This window comes from Aeromonas sp. QDB31 (assembly GCF_027707605.1).
Classification (GTDB): Bacteria; Pseudomonadota; Gammaproteobacteria; order Enterobacterales; family Aeromonadaceae; genus Aeromonas; species Aeromonas media.
In genome coordinates, this window is record NZ_JAPCIX010000024.1 from 1 (window position 1) to 21,427 (window position 21,427).

The following is a 21,427-nucleotide window of genomic DNA, read 5'->3' on the forward strand; positions in this document are numbered from 1 at the left end:
GGTCCTGCATCGAGAAAACCGACTACCCGTTCCCGGAGGAGTTGGTGCTGTCAACACCGTCCCGGTGAACGGTTACATGGCCTTCATGCCGCCTCCCTCTTCCGAGCAAAATGCCCCCGGCTGGATGGCTCTGCCTTCACAGTTACACAGCCGCAGCAGATAGCCGCCGTCCGGCCTCTTGAGCAGGGTGCTGAATACCGCCTCCGAGCCCCGCAGTTCTCCCAGGCTGAACCTGTTCGACACCTTGAACCCCAGCGGGTTGGTGTGGAAGTAGCTGATGTTGAACTCCCCGGTGCGCGACAGGGACTGCTCGTGATAGTAGGGGTTGATGGCTGCAAACTTCACGTAGCGTTGGCGGACTCGGTTGGCCTCATAATGCTGACCGAGGTGCAGCGCCAATTCGAAGCTCAGCGACTTCTGCAGTTGGCTGTCCGGGGTAGGGATAATCTTCTCCGCCAAACCGCTGGCCCGGCCGGGACGACGTGACAAATCCGGCAGACCGAAGTGACCACAGGCCCGGAACAGGGTGATGGCGAGCCTGTCGAACGCCTCCCCCACCACCTGATACTCCTTGCAACCCTGAGTGAACACCGAGGTGTAATACCCTTCCCCTATCAGGGAGACGTAGTTGAGCAAGGGCTCGGTCGTGGTCGGCTCTTCCACGAACCCTTTCTCCCGCCAGTCGGCTAGCTCCGCCGGTTGGGTATCTCGCTCGACCTCAAAGAATTGAGTGCCGGCGCGGGAGAAGCGGCTGGCAATCTGGCTATTCACCAGCATACGCAGGCGGTGATTCAGGCTCTGGTTGTCGACGCTGATCTGCAGGCCGATGACATCTGACCCCTCTTTGAGGGTCAGAACCAGGCTAAATGGCAGGGCCCGATCGGCCTCCTGCTTGGCGCGGTGCGCAAGATCGCTCGGCACCCACCACCTCCCCTCGAGGCGCAAGGTCGCGGAGTGCGGTAGCTCGGTGACCGTCACCTCGGCCCCGGCCAGATCGAGGTCCAGGCACCAGTCCCGCTCGGGCGGGCAGTGATCGTAGTTGTCACCGGCATCCCCGTCGTTCTCGAAGCTGAGCACATTGGTGAACTCCTTGCCGAGACGACGATCGAACAGATGGATCTCCCCCTCCGCCACCCATAGCCGATAGTACTCGTTCACGATCACGGCGGTTGGGGACGCCAGTGCCAAGCTGCGGCCGGCCGGCTCGCCTCCGTCCATCACCTCGAGCACCTTGTAGCCGAAGGCCGGCAGATCGATCATCACCTCGATCTCGGTCAGATAGTAGTATTTGCGCTCGTCGTGCAAGGACTCATCCTTGCGCCAGATGCCACCGTAGTCACGACTCTGGGCTACAACGCCGTAGGCGACGGGTGCCTCGTCGATCCAGAGGCTGAAATCGGCGTTCGCGGTGAACACTCGGTAGCGGGCGATGACCCTGTCCGCCTCGGGCAAGGGGTTGACCAGGATCAGGGGGGAGCGACCGGCTGTCACCTCACAGCTCAGCGCCAGCTTGCGCAGCAGATAGACGTGGGTGCTCTCGGCTAGCTCATGAGCCATCTTCAGCCGCTCGAAGATGCGGGCGTTGGTGCGGTCGGTGTTGGTGCAGACGCTGTGGGTTTGGGCCCGGGCCAGCAAGCGCCAGATCTCGTCCACCAACCCCTGCTCCCAGGGCAGTCCCAGCTTGTCGGCCATCGCCATCAGGGGCTGCAGGTTGTAGGTCATCAGCCGTTCAATCTTGTCCTGCAACTGCTTGACGTCATAGCGCACCGAGTTGATGGACTTGTGTACCCGGGAGTACTGGGTATCGAGGAACTCACCAAAGTAGCTCGGCAGGCGCTCGCCACACTCCACCTGCAGGCGATCGAAGTAACGATCGAAGGTGGTCTCGACGAAGTGGTACTCGTCGGACTCGGCATTGTAGGCCGCCAGCTTCTCCTTGAAGTCTTCACGGATCGGCGTCTGATCGTTGCCCATGGTCAGCAGGAACTCGTCGAACGGCGACTTGCTAGCCACCAGCTCGAGGGGAGTCAGGCTGTTGGTCTTGCACTCGGACGCCAGATCCTTGGAGAGCAGGGTGCCGTTGAAGAAGGGATCGTAGGACCAGCCATAGCCGTCGATCAAAACATTGGTGATAACCCGGCTGCCGCCAGGACCGTCCCAGAAGAACTCGGTCGGCAGGCCGTGTTTGTCACCCATACCGCGGCGGAAGGAGAACTTGGTGATGCCGACGCCGTTGAAGATCTGCGGGAAGTCCACGGGGTGGCCGAAGCTGTCCGGCAGGTAGGAGACCATGGAGGATCCCCCCAGGGCGTTCGCGTACTCGATGCCGAGGCGCAGGTTGTTGATCATGGCCTCGCCGCTCACGGCGAAGGTCTCGGTCTGGGTGTGCCAGGGCCCGATAAAGAGACGTTCTGCCTTGATCAAGGCCTCAATCCGGCCCCGATCCTCCGGGCAGAGGGCGAGGTAATCTTCGACGATCGCCGTCTGACCATCCAGCAGGAAGTGATCGACCGCCCCCTCCTCCAGCATCTTGATGGTTTCGCGCATGTGGTAGACAAGTTGCACCTGTGATTCGCGATCGGTGAAATACCATTCGTTATCCCAGTGGGTCTGATATACAACGTGGCCAAGTTTTTTCATTTTTACGACATACCCATGATAAGTGTTATTGAGAGGGGAGCCACCTCCCCTCCTTGAATTTAATTAGGCTTGCTTGGTGATATAATCTTCCAGTTGTGCCTTAAGCCGATCGACGCTGGCACCATAAATCGCCTGCACGCCGCCCTCGAGAACGACCACATCCATGGCCCCCAATTTCATCCAGACCCGCTTCTGGTTATTCACCATTTTATGGTCTTTGACTTCAACTCGCAGACGGGTGAAGCAATTACCCACTGAGATGATATTGTCTGCGCCCCCCAAAGCTTCAACTATCTTGGCGAATTTGGAATCGTCGCTGCTGACGATATTACCGAGCAGACTCTCTTTCTTCGGCTCCTCCTCTATTTCTCCATCTGGCTCCCGACCAAATACGGTGATATCAAACTTCACCACGAAATAACGGAATACCGCCGCATAGATGCCAGTGATGCAGAAACCGACGGCAAACCAGAGTGCCAGTTCCCACCAGCGACCCAGTACCACGCCGACTTGCAGGATCCCGGAGGCCACCACGTTGACCAGACCGAACATCTTCCAAGTGAAGACCGGCTCCCCCATGATGGAGCTGAGCAGGTCCGGGATCATGGCGAAGGTCGAGAGCAACAACACGTGCACCACGTAGAGGATCGGGGAGACCAGCACGAACATGAACTCCAGCGGCTCGGCGAAGCCGGTGAAGATGACGGCGGCCGTGGTGCTGACATAGAGTGCCTTGACCTTCTTGGTGCGCTTCTCCTTGGGAATCGCGAAGAACATGCCGATGGCGGCGCCCGGTAGGGCAAACAGGCCGGTGATGTCCTGGGCATAGAAGATGTTGCACATGTTCGGCTTGTTGAACACGTCCATGGCCATTACCTGCTGGCCCTGGTTGACCAGGTTGACGATCTCGTCCAGCCGCGCCGGGCAGACCTGGGCGATACCGATCAGGTTCACCTGCTGCAGGGTGGAGTAGAGAGTGCCGCCCACCGGGGTGTATTCAAAGACATAGTTGGTAATATGGTGCATGCCGACGGTACGCAGGCCTACTTCCAGGAAGGTCTTGAAGAAAGGCGCGACGAAAGATCCCGAATTTTCTACCGCACGGGCGATGTGCTCCAGACCGATACCGATCAGCGGCCACACGAACAGGATGATCAACGCCAATACGAGAGCATAGAAGAAGGTCATCAACACGGTGAAACGCTGACCATTGAAGAAATCCAGCCAGATGGGCAAACGCTCGAAGGTTTTGTATTTCTCCCACAGCTGGGCAGCCAGAGCACCGACTATAATGGCGCCGATGACGCCGACCCGCATGGTCACTATGCCAAAGACACTCTCAAACAGGTTGTAATATTCCGGGTTCTTATCCGGCGAGAGCAGATCCGTGGCCACCTTAATATCGACGAATCCCTTGAACTGGCTGAAATAGACTAGGGATAATTCACCCAATATCTTGTGGAAGGTTAAAAAGAATAAGCCGGCGATGACGATGGCACCGGCTTGTTTCTCTTTGGTAAGGGCCGCAGCCACACAAAGAGCAAAGAAGAATGGCAAATTACCGAGCACAACCCAACCGGCCATGTTCATATATTTTCCGATAAAGGAAAATAACGGACCCAGGAGGGGAACGCCTCCCAATAAGGACTCGTTCATTCCAACAGATCCGATTGCAATCATCATGGCTGCAAAGGGCAGGACAAAGGTAGCCGCAAATAACATCGACTTGGCGAAGAATTGCAGTTTACTCAACAAGGCTTTATTCATATTTATACCTAACTTGCTAAGTGCGTGAAATAAGCTATCTGCCATGCAGGGTACGGATGGCAGATAGCCCCATCTGAATATTTTTAAATCATTGTACTAATTCGAGTCTCAGCCTCTGACATAGGCCTTGATGGTGGCGATGATCTTCCCCTCGCTCTCTCCGCTCGGGCGGATGCGATAAGGACCCACCGACGCCGGTATGATGAAGGTCTCGGCGTAGTGCACCACGAAAGGTTCGAAGGCGTGATCTGGGCTCTCCACCGTGGCCTCGCGCCCCTCCACCAGGTTCAGCACCTGAACGGTGCCCCGGGTGTGGTGTTCGACCGGCACGCTGAACCAGTGGCGACGGGTCTCGATGAACTCGCGCTCGTGCAGGCCGGTGCGCTCCTCGCGCCACCCCTCACCCTCCCCCAGAGGCTCGATGCAGTTGACCAGGTTCTGCTCCACCCAATCGGTGTCGCGCTCCCACTGGATCACCTGACGACCATGCTCGAGGTGAATGGGGCGCGGGATGCCGTCCATCCCGACCCGACCCCAGTCCCACAACTTGAAGGTGAAGATGTAGGGAGTGGCGCTAATCTCCAGCACCATGGCACCGGAACCCGAGCAGTGCACGGTGCCGGCCGGGATCAGGAAGTGATCGTGCTTTTTGGCCGGGAAGCAGTTGACGAAGCGCTCGTCGTCAAAGGCTTTGTCTCCCCGCTCGGCGGCGGCGAGATCCCCCAGCATCTCATCCGGATCTATGCCCGCCTTGGTCCCCAGATAGACGCAAGCCTCGGGGGCGGTATCCAGCATGTAGTAGCTCTCGTCCTGGGTGTAGTGCATGCCGAATTCTTGCTGGATGTACTCAGTCAGGGGATGCACCTGCAAACTGAGGTGCTGGCCGCCCATGGTATCGAGGAAGTCGAAACGAATGGGGAACTCTGCCCCAAAGCGGGCGTGTACCTGCTCGCCGAGCAGGGCTCGCGGCTCGCTGAGTACCAGGTTCTGGGAGGGGATCTCGACCCGGACGTCGCCAAAGCGCAGATAGAGACTATTTTCCTCGGGCACGCAGTCAAAACACCAAGCGTAATTGGCCTGCGCGGGGTCCAGATCACAGACTTCCTTCATCCACTGGCCGCCCCAGACACCGGGATCGAAGAAGGGGACCAGTCGCAGCGGCTGATGGGCCGCCTGGTGCAGGGCGCCACGCAGAGCATCCCCCTCCACCATGGCCGGGTTGGTCTTGTCGTTGGTGTCGAGCAGGAAGTCGATAGCGGGCAACTGGGCCAGCTTGTGGCGATCGAACACCCGCCACTCGATGAAGAAGGCACGCTTGTAGCGGCGCAGTATATCTTCATCCAGGTTGTCGACGCCCCAGTTGCCGATCTCTTTGCGCCGCAGGCGTTGTTGGATCTCCCAGCGCGCCAGATCCGCATAGACCCGCACATCCCCCTGACAAACCAGCGAGGCGCCGCCCCCCAGCACCACGATCAACCCCTCCTGCACCGCCACCACCTCGGCTTGCAAGGCCGCCAGCTTGGCGGGATCGAAGAATTCACTCATCTTGTGTGGAGCCAGGACTCCAAACACCCGATCCTCGGTGATGAAACGCTCCAACATGGCAAAAATCTGGGGTTCGGGGAGCAGGGCCTGCTCGACCTCGATCAGATGCAGCGCGCCAAACGACTCGGTGAGCCAGCCCTTGATCTGCGCCAGATCCACGCCGTGGTAGCTGTCGATCACCAGGACTCGCCGACCGATCTCACCTACCGCCTCGCGAAGTCGCCGGGCTATGCTCGCCCAGCCCTGACAGGCGGCGTCATCGAACCCCTTCACCTTCACTTCGGGGAATTTGTCATAATTGGGCAACCCCATGGTTTTCATCTTCGCTTTACCTCTCATACTGTGATGGGGTGAAAGATAAATCGATTAACCATCAACACATAATGGGTAAACAAGATTAACCTCACAGTATTTGATTCATATCGAGGGAAATAAAATTAAATGAGAGGTTAATCTCAGGTAACCATCACCATTTGACACACACTAGGTTAATCGATATACCTATCACTTCTCATCACGACAGACAAAATACCCCATGAGTAATGTGACCGTAGCCGACATCGCCCGCCACCTTGGCATCTCCACCGCCACCGTTTCCATGACTCTGCGCAACAAGGGACGGATCTCCGAGCAGACCCGGCAACGGGTGCTCAAGGCGATCGATGAGCTGGGCTATGTCTACAACCAGACCGCCGCCAACCTGCGCAACAAGAGCAGCAACCTGGTCGGCCTGCTGCTGCACGACATCACCAACCCCTTCTATGCCGAGATGACGGTAGGCCTTAGCCGGGAGATGGAGGACCATGATCTGATGCTGTTTCTCGCCAACAGCGAGGAGTCAGCCGAGCGCCAACAGCAGTTCATGGACTCCCTGCAGCGCAACAACGCCGCAGGCATGGTTATCTGCGCCGCCCAGCCCACCCCCCACAGCTTTTTCGACAGCCTGCTAAGACGCCGGATCCCCACAATCCTGGTGGTCCGCCAGGTGCCAGACGTGGCCCTGGATTTCGTCGGTACCGATAACTTCCTTGGTTGCCAGCTGGCGACCGAGCACCTGATCCGGCTTGGCCATCGCCACATCGCCTTCATTGGCGGATCCCTCTCCTCCATCAGCCGCTCCCAGCGTCTTGGCGGTTACATGAGCAAGCTGCTGGAGCACGGCATTTCCCCCAAGCCCGAGTGGATCATCGGCTGCGGTGCCAGCCGCACCGAAGGCACCCAAGCCATGGCCAGGCTGCTGGAGGATCACCCCGAGGTGACGGCGGCGGTCTGCTATCAGGACGTGGTGGCACTCGGGGCCATGCTGGCCCTACGGCGGTTGAACCGGGCGATAGGCGAGGAATTCGCCCTGGTGGGATTCGACGATCTGCCGGAAACTGCGCTGGTGGAGCCGGCCCTGACCACCGTCTCGGTGGCGGCCAGGGAACTTGGCCGCAAGGCCGGCGAGCTGCTGCTTGAGCGCATCGCCGGCAACGATGAACCCGCCAAGAGCCTGATCCTGCCGCCCACTTTGGTGGTGCGCCAATCCTGCGGCAGCCAGGCCTGATTCCTTTCAGTGGCCCGTGCACCTACAGCCCGGCCAAGCAAGGTCTCTGTCATAAACAAAAGGCGGCCCGCAGGCCGCCTTGTCATTCATCGGATGGACGTCAATCAGGCCGTTGCCAGCTTGGCCTGCTCCTCGCCGCGCTTGAGCATGGCGTAGGAGACGCCGGTCAACAGCGACCCCGCCGCAATCGCCACGATATACATCAGCACGTTGCTGATGGCGTTCGGGATGAAGAGCACGAACAGGCCGCCGTGGGGCGCCACCAGTTCGCAGCCGAACAGCATGGAGAGCGCACCGGTCAGGGCGCCGCCCACCATGCAGGCCGGGATGACCCGCATCGGATCTTTGGCCGCAAACGGGATTGCCCCCTCGGAGATGAAGCACAGACCCAGCACGAAGGAGGCCTTGCCCGCTTCCTGCTCCGCCTTGATGAACTTCTTGCTGGCCAGGAAGGTCGCGATCCCCATCCCCAGGGCCGGCACCATGCCGGCGGCCATCACTGCAGCCATGGGGGCATAGGTCTTGGAGGCGAGCAGGCCGACCCCGAAGGCGTAGGCCGCCTTGTTGACCGGACCGCCCATGTCGAAGCACATCATGGCGCCGATGATGACACCCAGCAGCACGGCGTTGGCGGAGCCCATGTTGTTCAGGAACTCGGTCATGGCATTCATGATGCCGGCCACCGGGCCGCCCACCACGTAGATCATGACGAGGCCGGTAAACAGGCTGGCCACCAACGGAATGATGAGGATGGGCTTGAGCGCTTCCAGGGTCACCGGCAGGCGCACCTTGTCACTCAGGTACTTGGCACTGTAACCGGCGAGGAAACCGGCGACTATGCCGCCGAGGAAACCGGCGCCGAGCGAGCTGGCAAGCATACCGCCAATCATGCCGGGGGCGAGACCCGGACGGTCGGCGATGGAGTAGGCGATGTAACCGGCCAGTACCGGGATCATCAGGGCGAAGGCGGAGCCGCCGCCGATCTTCATCAGGGCCGCCGCGAGCGTCCCCTCTTCCTTGAACGCCTCGATGCCGAAGATGAAGGAAAGCGCGATGATGAGACCACCGGCCACTACCATGGGCAGCATGAAGGAGACACCGGTCAGCAGGTGCTTGTAGGGGCCAGCCTTCTCCTCTTTCTTGGCCGCGGCAGCGCCGCTGTGACGATAGGTCTTCGCCTCTGTCCACGCCTTGTCGAGCTCGGCGCGGGTCTTCTTCAGGGCAGCGCCCGTGCTGGTGCGATAGACGGGCTTGCCGTCGAAGCGGGCCATGTCCACCTCGATGTCGGTGGCGAGGAACACCAGATCGGCGGCGGCGATCTCGTCCGCGGTCAGGGCGTTCTGGGCACCGACCGAGCCCTGGGTTTCGACGCGGATCTGATGACCCAGCTGCTTGGCCATGGTCTCCAGCGCTTCCGCCGACATGAAAGTGTGGGCCACCCCGGTCGGACAGGCAGTGACCGCAACGATGCGCTTGGCACCGCTGGCAGCCTTGGCGGCGGCATTGGCAACGGCGGGCGCAGCCTGGTGGCGATAGAGGCTGGCACCGCTCGCGGCGGCCTCCAGCAGGGCGGCAGGATCCTGCAGCGCCAGATCCATGCTTCCCTGATAGAGGCGCTTGCCGTCATAGGCGGCGAGATCCACCGGGGCACTTGCCACCACCAGCACCAGGTCGGCGGCGGCAATCTGCTCTTTCGAGGGAACCTGGCGGGGTTGTACGCTGGAGCCGACATCGAGGATAAGCTCCCAGCCCGCCAGTTTGGCCTGCTGTTCTATCCGTTTTGCAGCGAGAAAGCTGGTGGCAATGCCCGCCGGGCAAGCCGTAACCAGAATTGCTTTCATTGGGCATCTCCTGAGTGTGTCATCGAAAGGGGGTTGGATTGAGCCGGTGCCAGGTCATCCAGACGCTGCACGCGCACCTGCTCGAGTAAGGGGGTGAGTACCTTGATATCGTCAAAGCCGACCGCCACCTGGCTCACCGCCAGTGCCGAGACGGCGGTAGCCAGACGCAGGGTCTGCTCCAGCGCCCAGCCGAGGCTGAGGCCATGGGCCAATCCCGCCACCAGGGAGTCGCCGGCACCGACCGTGCTGACCACCGGCATGCGCGGCGGAATGGCCTGCCAGGTGGCATCGGGGCCAAACCAGACCAGGCCGTCAGCGCCATTGGATATCACCACATGGGGGATCCCCGCGGCCTGCAGGGCACGGGCACACTCGGCCTGCTCGGCGAGGGTCTCGACAGAGCGACCGGCCCACTGGCTGAGCTCCTCCAGATTGGGTTTGACCAGGGTAGGCGCAGCCTTGATCCCTTCGGTGAGGGCCACGCCGCTGCAATCGAAGATCACCTGCTTGCCTTTGGCCTTGAGCAGGCTGATGAGACGGGCGCAGTAGCCAGGCTCGACACCCTTGGGCAGGCTGCCCGCCAGCACGAACCAGTCGGCGCGTGGCGCCAGCTTCTCTATCTCGGCCTCCAGCGCGGCCACTTCAGCCTGATGCACGGTGAGCCCCGGCAGATTGAGATCCGTGACCCGGCCAGATTGCTCGGAGATCTTCACGTTGATCCGGGTGCTGCCTGCCACGCGCACGAAATGATCGTCCAGGGCCCGCGCTTCAAACAGGGAGACGAAGCTCTGCTGATTGTCAGTCCCGAGCCAGCCGGTCAGGCCCACGTCACGGCCAAGGTCTTTGAGCACCATGGCGACGTTGATCCCCTTGCCCGCGGCGCGCAAGTTGGCTTCGCTCACCAGGTTTACCTCGCCGAGGCTCATGGCGCCCAGGCGGGTGGTGAGATCCAGCGCAGGATTGAGGGTGATGGTGACGATGTCCATCAGTGCGCCCCCTCACCCAGACCGGCGGCAATGGCTTCGCCTATCCCCTTGAGGGCCGCCTCGGCATCGGTCCCTTCGGCGCGGAAGGCGAGACGATGGCCGCACTTGACGCCCAGGCCGATGACCTTCATCAGGCTCTTGGCGGAGACGGCTTCACCGCTGCCATCCAGGTTCGCCACGCGAATGTCGGATGCATACTCCTTGGCCACTTTGACCAGCATGGCGCCCGGACGAGCGTGCAGGCCATGGGGGTTGATGATGGTGAAGGTGTCGGAGAGACCGCTCGCCGGACCTGCCTGCAGCATGGCCAGACCGTCGCTCCCTGCGAGCGTCCCGAGCTGACCGGCGGCGGCAAGCTTGGCCAGGTTGTCGAGCTGCGCCAGATGACCCGCATCAGCGGCGCACAGCAGTAGCAGGGCGCTGACGGGCAGATCCCCTGCGCTGAGCGCGCTGCTCGGGGTTGCCAGCACCCAGCCGGTCTGGGTCGCTTGCGCACGGGCCAGCCAGACGCCATCCCCCAGATAGGCGGGCTCGCTTGCCAGCAGGGAGGTCACCATGGCGGCCTCACCCCAGCCGGCGGATTTGGCGCGGGCGGCGGCTCCCAGCAGCAGCTGGTCGCGATCGTCGGCCGGGAAGTCCGCCAGGGTCAGGTATTGCACCTCTCTCGCCGCACTTGCACCGGTCAGGATGTTGATGATGGTCTCTTCATCGGTGGCCTCTCTCAACTGCGCGGCGGCCTGCTCGTCACCCAGCACATGGGTGAGCTGGCGCAAGATGCCCAGATGCTCGTCGGACTTGGCGGCGATGCCGATGGCCACATAGGCAATCTGCCCCTCATCCCATTCGATCCCCTGAGGGAACTGGGCCACCATGACGCCGGTGCTCTTGACCAGATGACGGGTGTCCGTGGTGCCGTGGGGAATGGCGATGCCGCTACCAAGGTAGGTGGCGTGCTGGGCTTCCCGCGCCAGCATGCCGTCCACATAACCGGCCTCCACCAGACCCGCGTCGGTCAGTTTGCCTGCCAGCAGGGCGATGGCGTCCGTCTTGGTCGCCACCGATTGTCCCAGCAGGATTTGCTGTCGCGCCAACTTCAACATAGAGATTCTCCATCAGGTCCGGCTTCGCCTCGCGGCACACCGGCTCAACTCAACTTGGATTTCGGGTAATTTGCCTGCTGACAATAGACGGGAATCTCCCCCCAGGTGGGCCATCTCGGCATTTCCTGGTCGAACATTCATCGCTTACTGACAAGCTGAATCGTTTCACTTACACTAAGACTGAATCGTTTCAGCCAATTGTTCAAGATCCCACGGAGAGTGCTTTTCAATGATATGATCCCGCGCACACTTTTCGGTGCCCCCACCTGAAACCGTCGCGGGCCTTGCAACTCAAACAGAGCCAATATGATGAAACTGGATGAAATCGCCGCCCTGGCCGGTGTCTCGCGTACCACCGCCAGCTATGTGATCAACGGCAAGGCGAATCAATATCGCATCAGCCAGGCCACCCGTGACAAGGTGATGGCCGTGGTCCATGCCCACAACTATCAGCCGGACAGCCGCGCCGCCTCCCTGCGCGGCGGCCAGACCAGGACCCTGGGTTTCATCCTGCCGGACCTTGAGAATGCCAGCTATGCCAAACTCGCCAAGCGCCTCGAGCAGGGCGCGCGGGCTCAGGGCTATCAGCTGCTGATCGTCTGCTCGGAAGACGAGCCGGATACCGAGAAGGAGCTGGCCAGAATGCTGGTCAGCCGCCATGTGGATGCGCTGCTGGTGGCGAGCTGCCTGCCGCCGGCGGACCCTTTCTATCGGGAGCAGCAAGCTCATGGTGTGCAAATCCTGGCCATCGATCGGGCCCTGGCCGCCGACCACTTCATCACTGTGGCGAGTGAAAACCAGAAGGCGAGCTGCGATCTCACCGCCTCCCTGCTCACCACCACCCTTCGCCATGTGGCGCTGATCACCGCGCTGCCAGGCCTCACGATCAGCCAGGAGCGCCGCGCCGGTTTCGAGCAGGCGCTGAGCAGCCACGCCAGCGCCGCCCTGCTGACACCCCATGTCTGTGAGGGGGCCCACTTCTCCCGCGTCGAGGGCTATCGCCTGATCAAAGAGCTGCACCAGCGCCTCGGCCAGTTGCCCGAGGCGCTGGTCGCCACCTCCTACATATTGATGGAGGGGGTGCTCGACTATCTGCTGGAGCAGGAGGCCGACATGAGCCAGATTGCCATGGCCACCTTCGGGGACGATCGGCTGCTGGACTTCCTCCCCTTTGGCATCAACTCCCTGCCCCAGCAGCACGACGCCCTGGCTGCCCAGGCCCTTGCCCTCGCCTTCGAGGCCATCAACGGCCACTACCGCGCTGGCCTGCACTGTGTGAGCCGCACCCTCAAGCGTCGCCGCTGACGCCCCTCACGTGCCGGCGCTCTCCTGCCACGCCGGCGCGCTTTTCCACCAGTCAACACCGTCTGCTGTCATCTTTTATTTCCACCTATTGCCACCTCGCAGTACAAAATCCGCCTTTACAGGCTTGTTTCCACTTTTTTGATCCGTTAACGTGGCAACCATCTTTTACAACCCACGGATTTTTCGTAACGATGCGTCCACTCCGATATTGCTAGCCTCCGGTCCCGCCCTCGGAGGCACCTGGCCGACTCCGCCACTGGCACGCTTTTTTTACTACGCAGTTTCTCTATCTGGATGCACACCATGAATACCAAAACCCTGGGTTGTACGCTGCTTATCGCCGGCACCACCATAGGCGCCGGCATGCTGGCCCTGCCGCTGGCCTCCTCGTCTCTGGGCGGCCCCGCCACCCTGGCGCTGATGATCGGGCTCTGGGCCCTGATGGCCTTCACCGCCATGCTGCAGGTGGAGGCCAGCCTCAATACCGGCAAGTGGTACCTGCACCAACTGGCGGATCACCTGCTCGGCCCCTGGGGCAAGCGCATCGCCTCCTTCTGCATTTTGATGCTGTTCTACTCCCTGGCCTCCGCCTACATCAGCGGCGGCAGCAGCCTGCTGGCCCAGGCGCTGGCGGATGCGGGCACCACCGTCAGCCAGGAGCAGGCGGCCTGGGCCTTCACCCTGCTGTTTGGCGGCATGGTGTGTGTGGGCACCAAGCAAGTGGATTACCTCAATCGACTGATGTTCACCGTCAAACTGGTGATCATGGTAGGGGTGCTGGCGCTGCTGCTGCCCCGCGCCGAGGGGCAGCACCTGCTCTCCATGCCGCTCGGCCAGGGCTTGCTGCTGGCGGGGCTGCCAGTCATATTCACCTCGTTCGGTTTCCACGGCTCCATCCCGAGCGTCATGCTCTACCTCGGCGACTGCCCCAAGCAGTTGCGCCGAGTCTTCGTGTGGGGCTCTGCCCTGCCGCTTATCCTCTACGTGCTGTGGCAGGTAGCCATCCTCGGCCTGCTCGGCCAGCAGAGCCTGATCCAGACCGGCGGGGCGCTCGACAGCCTGCTTGCCAGCGTCGGCAACCTGGTGAACTGGCCCGCCTTCAATCAGGCGATGCATCTCTTTGCTGACTTGGCGCTCGCCACCTCCTTCCTCGGGGTGACGCTGGGGCTATTTGACTTCATGGCCAAGGTGACCCGCCGCAAGGACAACTGGCAGGGCCGCAGCCAGACCGGCATGATCACCTTCGTGCCGCCCCTGCTGTTTGCCCTCTACTTCCCGCAGGGCTTCATCATGGCGCTGGGTTACGCCGCCATCGCCCTAGCGGTGCTGGCGGTGCTGCTGCCAGTGGCTCTGGTGTGGCAAAGCCGCAAGCAGGCCGCCGCTCACCATTACCGGGTTCCGGGCGGCGTGGTTGCGCTGGGTCTCGCCGGCGCCATGGGGGTGCTGATCGTCGGCGTCCAGGTGAGCGTTAGCCTCGGCATGCTGCCCGCGCTCTGATCCTTACCCGCCTTGAATGCCCCACATTGAAAAGCCCCGCCAGCATAAGTTGGCGGGGCTTTTTGTGATCTGGTCCCAGGCGCCCTCGGCAGCTGGTTGCGCCACTCGCCACATCCTGCTGCTACCATCAGAGGCAAGCCATTGAGGCGCCAAGCAATATCCAGGCAAACACATCCACTCGAGAGCCAGATATCATGACCATAGTGCCCATCTACGCGGCCCTGCTCGCCTTGCTCTTTGTCTTGCTCGGCGAGCGTACCATTCGCACCCGCCACCGTCGGGGAGTGGCGCTGGGGCATGGCGATGATCCCGCCATGCTGCGGGCCATGCGGGTGCACGCCAACTTTGCCGAGTATGTTCCCCTGGCCCTGCTGCTCATCTATTTTGTCGAAACCTCCAGCCAGACACCCTGGCTCATCCATCTGCTGGGGGCCAGCTTGCTGTGCGGTCGCCTCTGTCACGCCTTTGGCATGAGCCGCACGCCGGAGAACTTCCGCTACCGGGTGGTGGGGATGGGGTTGACCTTCGGCGTGATCCTGGTGTGCGCGGCTCATATCCTGATCACGGCAATCATTCCCTGACCATTTCACTGCCGGCCAGAACGAGAAAAGCCCCGCCAGATTGGCGGGGCTTTTTTAGCAACCGAACAGCCGGGGAGCCTGGCTCCCGAGCCGCTTACTGGTTGTGGCTGGCGCGGCGGGGACGACGAGCCTGGGCCGGTTTGGCGGCGCCATCGGCGGGACGCTGACCACCTTGCGGCTTGGGTTTGCCACCGTTACCGGTACGGGCACCACCTGCATTGCCATTGGAGGCAGAACGACCGGCACCCTGACGCTGACCCTGACCCTGCGGGCGCGGTGCACGGCGCTGCTCACTCGGATCGCGGGGCTCTTTGCGCAGCGGCGCGCCGATACCACGAGCGATGTTGTCGAGGGTCTCGCGGGAGGCTTCAAAACCGGCCACCTGCTCGCAAGGGATGTTCTGCTTGGTCAGACGCTCGATGGCCTTGATGAGCTTGCCTTCATCGGCGGCGACCAGAGAGATGGCGTGACCGGCTGCGCCGGCGCGGCCGGTACGGCCGATGCGGTGCACATAGTCTTCCGCCACGTTCGGCAGCTCGAAGTTGACCACTTGCGGCAGCTTGTCGATGTCCAGACCACGGGCGGCGATGTCGGTCGCGACCAGCACCTTGACGCTACCTTCCTTGAAACCGGCCAGGGCGCGGGTACGGGCACCCTGGCTCTTGTTGCCGTGGATGGCGGCGGCGCTGACGCCGTTCTTGTCGAGGGTCTCGGCAACGCGGTTGGCCATGTGCTTGGTACGGGTGAACACCAGTACCTGCTGCCAGTCGTTGCTGGTGACCAGGTGGCTCAGCAGCGCGATCTTGTTGGCCTTGTCGCACGGGTGCACCAGCTGCTCGATACGCTCGGCGGTGCTGTTGCGCGGCGCCACTTCGATCACCGCCGGGTTGTCCAGCAGGCCGGTGGCCAGCTCGCGAATTTCCTCGGCGAAGGTGGCGGAGAAGAGCAGGTTCTGGCGCTTCTTCGGCAACAGGGCCAGAATGCGGCGGATGTCGCGGATAAAGCCCATGTCGAGCATGCGGTCCGCTTCATCCAGCACCAGGATCTCGACTTCGTCGAACTTGACGGCGTTCTGGTTGTAGAGATCCATCAGGCGGCCCGGACAGGCCACCAGCACGTCCAGACCACGGCGGGTTGCCATCATCTGCGGGTTGATGCTGACGCCGCCGAAGACGACGTGGCTGCGGATCGGCAGGTGCTTGCCGTAGTTGCGCACGCTCTCGCCTACCTGGGCGGCCAGCTCGCGGGTCGGTGTCAGCACCAGGGCACGAATGCGGTTCGGGGATACTTTGCGCTTGCTCTCGGTGAGGCGCTGCAGCATCGGCAGGGTAAAGCCTGCGGTCTTGCCGGTCCCGGTCTGGGCGGCGGCCATCAGGTCACGGCCAGCCAGGACGGCCGGGATCGCTTGTTGCTGGATGGGAGACGGGGTGTCGTAGCCTTGCTCGGCAACGGCACGCAACAAGGGTTCGGCCAGACCGAGGGAAGTAAAACTCATAGTTACCTGCTAGGGATAGGGGCGCCGGGGATCTGTGGTGGGGCTCCTCTGCTGAGCCGATGCCATCTCACAGGATCTGGGCCTATAGAGAAAACAACGATTTCCCCGGGGAGCAGAGCAAAGGGGAAAGAATAGAGGCGCAGTCTAACGGAGTTGGCGCCGTTACACGAGAAAAATGTGATACGCCTCCCAGCCTGGGTGGAAAAGCCCACTATGGCGGGGCAGAATGGCGATGATGACGCTCGTCAGGACCCGTTCCACCTTGGGACACGTACTCAGGGATCCACGACACAGAACAGGGAGGTTCTGCTTGATCAGGAAACATATCCAGACCGCTATTCACTGCGCATTGAGCCTCGGCCTGCTGTTCGCACCGAACCTGCCTCTGGGCGCCAAAGAGACACTGTCGGTGGCCTGGAGCCACTGGCCACCCTTCAGCCAGATCGAGGCCGATGGCGAACTCGGCGGGCTGGACGTGACACTGACCCGCCAGATCCTCCGCGGCACCGATCTTGAGCCCGCATTTCGCAACCTCCCCTGGGCCCGGGCCCTTCACCTCATGGCACGCCAGCAACTGGATATCGCCATGGGGGCCCTGAAGACCCCGGAGCGGGCCCGTTTTGCCCGCTTCTCGGCCCCGTACCGGCGCGCCAGCTTCGTGCTGCTCAGCCATAAGCCTGCGCCCGGGAGCACCGATCGCTGGCAGGGAATAACGCACCTTGCAGACCTGTGCCAGCAGACCGGGCTGCGCCTTGGCAAGCTGCGGGGCACCCGTCCCCTGCCTCTGAGCGACGCCTGCCCCTCCCTTCGGCAGGCGAGCGAATACAACTCGGACGACAGGTTGATCGCCCTCCTGCTGGCGCGGCGACTCGATGGGGTCATCATCGAGTGGCAATACGCCCGGCATCGGCTGGCCCAACTAGGGGCAGAGGGGTTCACCCTGTGTCAGGTGCTGTTGCACCAGCAGCCGGTCAGCCTGATGTTGGCCAGGGAGACGGTCAGCGAAGAGGAGCTCGCCCGCATCGATGCGGCCATCGCCGCCCTCCCCCCTTTGGACACGGCATTTGCCCCGCCGGAGTGCCGTTTTGATGGCAGCCAGCCCCGGGAGGAAGGGGCTCAGGGCTGAGAACCCCGCACAAACGAGAAAGGCGACCCTAGGGTCGCCTTTTTGCCGAGCATGGTGATCAGCTAACAGCGCTGCTTGCAGATCAGCGCAGCAGCGGGGTATGGGTATGCACGCCCTGGTTCTGGGCACGGTGGCGCAGCAGGTGATCCATCAGCACCAGGGCCAGCATGGCCTCGGCGATGGGCACGGCACGGATGCCGACACAAGGATCGTGGCGCCCCTTGGTGATCATCTCGGTGGCCTCGCCGCTGGTGTTGATGGTCTTGCCCGGCACAGTGATGCTGGAGGTGGGCTTGAGCGCCATGCTCACCACTATGTCCTGGCCGGAGGAGATGCCACCGAGGATGCCGCCCGCATGGTTGCTGGCAAAGCCGGCCGGGGTCATCTCGTCGCGATGCTCCGAGCCTTTTTGCTCCACCACGGCGAAACCGTCACCTATCTCGACCCCTTTCACCGCATTGATGCCCATCATGGCGTGGGCGATGTCGGCGTCGAGCCGGTCGAATACCGGCTCACCCAGGCCCACCGGCACGTTGCGCGCAATGACAGCCACCTTGGCGCCTATGCTGTTGCCCTCTTTCTTGAGCGCCCGCATGTACTCGTCGAGGGCCTCCAGCTTGCCCGCATCGGGGAAGAAGAAGGGGTTCTGCTCGATCTGGCTCGCATCGAAGGCCTCGGCCTTGATGGGGCCGAGCTGGGAGAGAAAGCCCACTATCTCGATACCGTGCATCTGCTTGAGGTACTTCTTGGCGATGGCCCCCGCCGCCACCCGCATGGCGGTCTCACGTGCCGAGGAGCGGCCACCGCCGCGGTAGTCACGCTGACCGTACTTCTGGTGATAGGTGTAGTCGGCGTGGCCCGGGCGGAACAGATCCTTGATCTCGGAGTAGTCCTTGGAGCGCTGATCGGTGTTCTCGATCAAGAGCCCGATGGAGGTACCCGTGGTGCGTCCCTCGAACACCCCGGCCAGGATCTTCACTTCGTCCGCTTCGCGGCGCTGGGTGGTGTAGCGGGAGGTGCCGGGCTTGCGCCTGTCCAGATCGATTTGCAGATCCGCTTCGCTTATCTCCAGCCCCGGCGGGCAGCCGTCGACCACGGCGCCGAGTGCGAGGCCGTGGCTCTCGCCAAAGGTGGTGACCCGAAAGAGTTGGCCAAAACTGTTCCCTGCCATGGATGCTCCTTGCTGCTTAGCTCTTGTAAATCGCGAAATGGGCCTGGTACTGCTCGAGCTCTGCCTTGGTCATCACGAAGACGCCGTGACCACCGTTCTCGAACTCGACCCAGGTGAAGGGCACTTCGGGGAATTGGGCTTCCAGGTGGATCATGCTGTTGCCCACCTCGACCACCAGCACGCCGTCATCCTTGAGGAAGTCCGCGGCATTGGCTAGGATGCGCTTGGTGAGCTTGAGGCCGTCGGAGCCCGATGCCAGCGCCAGCTCCGGCTCGTGGCGAAACTCCTCCGGCAAGTCCGACATGTCCTCGGAGTCCACGTAGGGCGGGTTGGAGACGATGAGATCGTACTTGTCACCGGCGGGCAGGTCGCGCATCAGATCGGAGCGGATCGGGATGACCTGCTGCTCGAGGCCATGATCGTTGATGTTGCGCTCGGCCACGTTGAGGGCATCGACGCTGATGTCGATGGCATCCACTTCCGCATGGGGGAACTCGTGGGCCATGATGATGGCGATGCAACCCGAGCCCGTGCAGAGATCCATGATCCGGGTCGGCTCATGTTTGAGGAAGGGGGCGAAGCGGTTGGCCACCATCTCGGCGATGGGGGAGCGCGGGATCAGCACCCGCTCGTCCACGTAGAACTCCCAACCCGCGTACCAGGCCTTGTTGGTCAGGTAGGCGGCAGGCACCCGCTCCTGTACCCGGCGGATGATCAGCTCGGCGATGCGGTGGCGCTCGCTGGTGGTCAGGCGGGAGTGGCGCATGCCCGGATCCACGTCCGGCGGCAGATGTAACGCGGGCAGCACCAGTTGCACGGCCTCATCCCAGGCGTTGTCGGTACCATGTCCGTAGAAGATCCCGGCGTCGTTGAAACGACTCATGGCCCAGCGCAACATGTCCTGGATGGTGTGCATCTCGGCAACCACCTCGTCGATAAATATCTTGTCCAAATCCACCTCCAAGTCGAGTAATATCCGGCCCGAGAATTCTATACAGCGAGCAAGACGAGTACCTGATGAAAAAATCGCCCTCACCCACAGACGAGGAAAGCCTGCTGTTTCGTGATGCTGTCAAAGGTACCCGGAAAATTAAGCAAGATACCATAAGGGCCTCCTCAAGCCCGGTCAAGCAGAAACGCGAACTGCGTGAGAGCCGCGAAAAGCTTGGGGTTGACCACTTTTTCAGCGACGAGTACCAGCCTCATCTGGACGAAGAGGGCCCGACCCGATTTGTGCGTGAAGACGTGTCAAAATTCGAGCTGAAAAAGCTCAAGCGCGGCCTCTATCCGCCGGAGATCTATCTGGATCTTCATGGCATGAGTCAGCTCCAGGCCAAGCAGGAGCTGGCCGCCCTGCTCACCCTGTGCCAAAAAGAGAACATTCACGTCGCCTCCGTGATGCACGGCATCGGCAAACATGTGCTCAAGCAGCGCATTCCGAGCTGGCTGGCCCAGCACCCCAATGTGCGCGCCTTCCATCAGGCCCCGCGGGAATGGGGGGGCGAGAGCGCCATCCTGGTGCTGCTGGATATCGAGGAGTAGCCCGGCGCCGGGCAGGAGAAGGTTGATCGAAAAGCGCGTCTCAGGACGCGCTTTCCATATAGCGTTTGAAGTTGTCGAGTATGCTCTGCCAGCCGGCGCGCTGCTGCTCGCCGCTGTGTTCGGATTCGGCGTCGAACTCCTCGTGCACCCGGGTGCCTCCCTGCTCCGCCACGAACGTCACCCTGACGGCGCGGCCATCGTCCATGACGTAACCCAGGGAGGTTAGGGGCACCACCTCGGTGAAGGTGCCCTCGAAATCAAATCCCATGCTGCCATCCCGGGCGGCCATACGGTGACAAAAAAGCCCGCCGACCCGCAGATCCACCCGGCTGCCGGGACAGTGCCACTCGGGGGAGGCGGCGTTCCATGCCATGATGCTGGCGGGAGTGTTCCACCCCTCCCATACCAGAGCGAGTGGCCGCTCGACCCGGACGCTGACGCTTATCTTCATCCCTCTTCTCCTTTACATTTACCCGCTGATCCGGCGCGGCGGCGGGCAGACCCCCTGCGCAACGACACGGCATCGGCTCCTATCGTGCCTTCAGGGCGTGGGGTGCTGCGCCAGATGGTGGGCCACTAGGGCATTGGCATGGCCGTGGCCCAGGCCGTGCTCGGCCTTGAGCCAGGCCACCAGGGCCATGTGTTTGCGCTCCTCCCGGCCCGCCAGCAGGGCCAGCCAGTGGGCAATCGGCTGCCCATAGGTTTTCTCGATGGAGGGAAAATAGGAGGCAGGCCCCCTCACCTTCTGTTGCTCATCCATGACAGTCTCCTTGGGGTTTTGCCGACACTGCTGGCGCAGCGACGGGCTCAGGGTTTGGGGGCGAACTGCTCGAACACCTGCTGCCCGGTCAGGGTCGGGGTGTCGTTTTTCAGCTCGTAGAAGTCCGGTTTCTCGTCGATAAAGATCTGCCCGGTGAGCTCGAACGCCTGTTCCTGAAACAGCCCGGCACAGAGGATGTACTCGTCCGTCGGCAACAGATGATAGAAAAGGTGGGTGCCGCAGGTGGGACAGAAGCCGCGCTCCGCCCACTCGGACGAGCGGTAGGCCACAGGGCTGAGCCCCTTGAAACTGACCCCCTTGCCGCCATGCACCGCGAACATGGGCCCGCCGGACCAGCGCCGGCACATGGCGCAGTGACACAGGTTGACCTCCTTGTGATCGCCGCTTGAAACGGTGATCCCGCCACACAGACAATGACCTTCCATGATGCCTCCTTGAGTGCTGAGCGGCAGAGGGGGCTAAGTGGATCTTGACTCCTTGCCGCACCAGATGAATTAGCACGGG

18 protein-coding genes are annotated in these 21,427 nt (G+C 62.0%); 6 read left to right on the top strand and 12 right to left on the bottom strand.

All coding sequences use genetic code 11. From position 1 onward, the window contains the following. Window positions 1–72 precede the first annotated feature (72 nt). The 3 genes from PG898_RS17965 to PG898_RS17975 all read right to left on the bottom strand — a co-directional run bounded on the left by PG898_RS17965 (window position 73) and on the right by PG898_RS17975 (window position 6,264). Window positions 73–2,640, bottom strand: coding sequence for a glycoside hydrolase family 38 C-terminal domain-containing protein (locus PG898_RS17965; RefSeq protein ID WP_270824276.1), 2,568 nt, complete (start codon window positions 2,638–2,640; stop codon window positions 73–75). Between the two features lie 63 nt (window positions 2,641–2,703). After that, the gene (locus PG898_RS17970; protein WP_270824277.1) at window positions 2,704–4,407 is read right to left on the bottom strand and encodes a PTS transporter subunit EIIC; all 1,704 of its coding nucleotides are present in this window, start codon (window positions 4,405–4,407) and stop codon (window positions 2,704–2,706) included. 108 nt (window positions 4,408–4,515) lie between these two features. Beyond that, window positions 4,516–6,264 carry a class I mannose-6-phosphate isomerase gene (locus PG898_RS17975; protein ID WP_270824278.1) on the bottom strand — a complete coding sequence of 583 codons (1,749 nt, stop codon included), beginning with the start codon at window positions 6,262–6,264 and terminating at the stop codon, window positions 4,516–4,518. 223 nt (window positions 6,265–6,487) lie between these two features. Between PG898_RS17975 and PG898_RS17980 the strand changes: the two genes are divergently transcribed. Then, window positions 6,488–7,498, top strand: a complete 1,011-nt coding sequence (locus tag PG898_RS17980) for a LacI family DNA-binding transcriptional regulator (protein WP_270824279.1) — start codon at window positions 6,488–6,490, stop codon at window positions 7,496–7,498. Between the two features lie 104 nt (window positions 7,499–7,602). On the opposite strand, the gene fruA is transcribed toward PG898_RS17980, so the two are convergent. Genes fruA through fruB form a run of 3 tightly spaced genes read right to left on the bottom strand, consistent with a single transcriptional unit; the run spans window position 7,603 to window position 11,425 of the window. Next, on the bottom strand, window positions 7,603–9,339 hold the full coding sequence (gene fruA / locus PG898_RS17985) for a PTS fructose transporter subunit IIBC (RefSeq protein ID WP_043131756.1): 1,737 nt from the start codon (window positions 9,337–9,339) through the stop codon (window positions 7,603–7,605). Continuing rightward, window positions 9,336–10,325: a 1-phosphofructokinase gene (pfkB, locus tag PG898_RS17990; RefSeq protein ID WP_043131755.1), complete on the bottom strand. Its 990-nt coding sequence runs from the start codon at window positions 10,323–10,325 to the stop codon at window positions 9,336–9,338. Before pfkB ends, fruA begins: the two co-directional genes overlap by 4 nt. Next, window positions 10,325–11,425, bottom strand: a complete 1,101-nt coding sequence (gene fruB / locus PG898_RS17995) for a fused PTS fructose transporter subunit IIA/HPr protein (protein WP_043131754.1) — start codon at window positions 11,423–11,425, stop codon at window positions 10,325–10,327. Before fruB ends, pfkB begins: the two co-directional genes overlap by 1 nt. A 306-nt stretch (window positions 11,426–11,731) precedes the next feature. On the opposite strand from fruB, the gene cra reads away from it, so the two are divergent. The 3 genes from cra to PG898_RS18010 all read left to right on the top strand — a co-directional run bounded on the left by cra (window position 11,732) and on the right by PG898_RS18010 (window position 14,808). Then, the gene (cra, locus tag PG898_RS18000) at window positions 11,732–12,730 is read left to right on the top strand and encodes a catabolite repressor/activator (RefSeq protein ID WP_161507206.1); all 999 of its coding nucleotides are present in this window, start codon (window positions 11,732–11,734) and stop codon (window positions 12,728–12,730) included. 303 nt (window positions 12,731–13,033) lie between these two features. Then, window positions 13,034–14,227 (top strand): aromatic amino acid transport family protein, encoded by a 1,194-nt coding sequence (locus PG898_RS18005; RefSeq protein ID WP_043131751.1) that lies wholly within the window; start codon window positions 13,034–13,036, stop codon window positions 14,225–14,227. Between the two features lie 194 nt (window positions 14,228–14,421). Then, complete coding sequence (locus PG898_RS18010; RefSeq protein ID WP_042650149.1) at window positions 14,422–14,808, top strand: MAPEG family protein; 387 nt, start codon at window positions 14,422–14,424, stop codon at window positions 14,806–14,808. Between the two features lie 94 nt (window positions 14,809–14,902). Here PG898_RS18010 and PG898_RS18015 read toward each other — a convergent pair whose 3' ends face one another. Beyond that, window positions 14,903–16,303, bottom strand: a complete 1,401-nt coding sequence (locus tag PG898_RS18015) for a DEAD/DEAH box helicase (protein WP_005326024.1) — start codon at window positions 16,301–16,303, stop codon at window positions 14,903–14,905. A 313-nt stretch (window positions 16,304–16,616) separates the two neighbouring features. Between PG898_RS18015 and PG898_RS18020 the strand changes: the two genes are divergently transcribed. Next, on the top strand, window positions 16,617–17,429 hold the full coding sequence (locus PG898_RS18020; protein ID WP_408750785.1) for a substrate-binding periplasmic protein: 813 nt from the start codon (window positions 16,617–16,619) through the stop codon (window positions 17,427–17,429). Window positions 17,430–17,511: 82 nt separating this feature from the next. Here the strand turns inward: PG898_RS18020 and aroC are convergent, their stop codons facing one another. Further along, window positions 17,512–18,600: a chorismate synthase gene (gene aroC, locus PG898_RS18025; protein ID WP_270824280.1), complete on the bottom strand. Its 1,089-nt coding sequence runs from the start codon at window positions 18,598–18,600 to the stop codon at window positions 17,512–17,514. 16 nt (window positions 18,601–18,616) lie between these two features. Then, window positions 18,617–19,552, bottom strand: coding sequence for a 50S ribosomal protein L3 N(5)-glutamine methyltransferase (prmB, locus tag PG898_RS18030; protein ID WP_270824281.1), 936 nt, complete (start codon window positions 19,550–19,552; stop codon window positions 18,617–18,619). A gap of 65 nt (window positions 19,553–19,617) precedes the next feature. Between prmB and smrB the strand changes: the two genes are divergently transcribed. Beyond that, window positions 19,618–20,142 carry an endonuclease SmrB gene (gene smrB / locus PG898_RS18035; protein WP_025327061.1) on the top strand — a complete coding sequence of 175 codons (525 nt, stop codon included), beginning with the start codon at window positions 19,618–19,620 and terminating at the stop codon, window positions 20,140–20,142. Window positions 20,143–20,182: 40 nt separating this feature from the next. Here the strand turns inward: smrB and PG898_RS18040 are convergent, their stop codons facing one another. The 3 genes from PG898_RS18040 to PG898_RS18050 form a co-directional block, all read right to left on the bottom strand. After that, window positions 20,183–20,593 (bottom strand): SRPBCC family protein, encoded by a 411-nt coding sequence (locus tag PG898_RS18040; RefSeq protein ID WP_168235151.1) that lies wholly within the window; start codon window positions 20,591–20,593, stop codon window positions 20,183–20,185. 90 nt (window positions 20,594–20,683) lie between these two features. Next, a complete protein-coding gene (locus tag PG898_RS18045; protein WP_270824282.1) occupies window positions 20,684–20,902 on the bottom strand; it encodes a DUF4287 domain-containing protein in 219 nt (72 codons plus the stop codon). Window positions 20,903–20,949: 47 nt separating this feature from the next. Further along, window positions 20,950–21,348: a GFA family protein gene (locus PG898_RS18050; RefSeq protein ID WP_025327064.1), complete on the bottom strand. Its 399-nt coding sequence runs from the start codon at window positions 21,346–21,348 to the stop codon at window positions 20,950–20,952. Window positions 21,349–21,427 lie beyond the last annotated feature (79 nt).

Excerpts from the sequence above, each read along its gene's own strand:
- PG898_RS17965 (WP_270824276.1), bottom strand. The coding sequence starts at position 2,640 with ATGAAAAAACTTGGCCACGTTGTATATCAGACCCACTGGGATAACGAA.
- PG898_RS17970 (WP_270824277.1), bottom strand. The coding sequence starts at position 4,407 with ATGAATAAAGCCTTGTTGAGTAAACTGCAATTCTTCGCCAAGTCGATG.
- PG898_RS17975 (WP_270824278.1), bottom strand. The coding sequence starts at position 6,264 with ATGGGGTTGCCCAATTATGACAAATTCCCCGAAGTGAAGGTGAAGGGG.
- PG898_RS17980 (WP_270824279.1), top strand. The coding sequence starts at position 6,488 with ATGAGTAATGTGACCGTAGCCGACATCGCCCGCCACCTTGGCATCTCC.
- fruA (WP_043131756.1), bottom strand. The coding sequence starts at position 9,339 with ATGAAAGCAATTCTGGTTACGGCTTGCCCGGCGGGCATTGCCACCAGC.
- pfkB (WP_043131755.1), bottom strand. The coding sequence starts at position 10,325 with ATGGACATCGTCACCATCACCCTCAATCCTGCGCTGGATCTCACCACC.
- fruB (WP_043131754.1), bottom strand. The coding sequence starts at position 11,425 with ATGTTGAAGTTGGCGCGACAGCAAATCCTGCTGGGACAATCGGTGGCG.
- cra (WP_161507206.1), top strand. The coding sequence starts at position 11,732 with ATGATGAAACTGGATGAAATCGCCGCCCTGGCCGGTGTCTCGCGTACC.
- PG898_RS18005 (WP_043131751.1), top strand. The coding sequence starts at position 13,034 with ATGAATACCAAAACCCTGGGTTGTACGCTGCTTATCGCCGGCACCACC.
- PG898_RS18010 (WP_042650149.1), top strand. The coding sequence starts at position 14,422 with ATGACCATAGTGCCCATCTACGCGGCCCTGCTCGCCTTGCTCTTTGTC.
- PG898_RS18015 (WP_005326024.1), bottom strand. The coding sequence starts at position 16,303 with ATGAGTTTTACTTCCCTCGGTCTGGCCGAACCCTTGTTGCGTGCCGTT.
- aroC (WP_270824280.1), bottom strand. The coding sequence starts at position 18,600 with ATGGCAGGGAACAGTTTTGGCCAACTCTTTCGGGTCACCACCTTTGGC.
- smrB (WP_025327061.1), top strand. The coding sequence starts at position 19,618 with ATGAAAAAATCGCCCTCACCCACAGACGAGGAAAGCCTGCTGTTTCGT.
- PG898_RS18040 (WP_168235151.1), bottom strand. The coding sequence starts at position 20,593 with ATGAAGATAAGCGTCAGCGTCCGGGTCGAGCGGCCACTCGCTCTGGTA.
- PG898_RS18045 (WP_270824282.1), bottom strand. The coding sequence starts at position 20,902 with ATGGATGAGCAACAGAAGGTGAGGGGGCCTGCCTCCTATTTTCCCTCC.
- PG898_RS18050 (WP_025327064.1), bottom strand. The coding sequence starts at position 21,348 with ATGGAAGGTCATTGTCTGTGTGGCGGGATCACCGTTTCAAGCGGCGAT.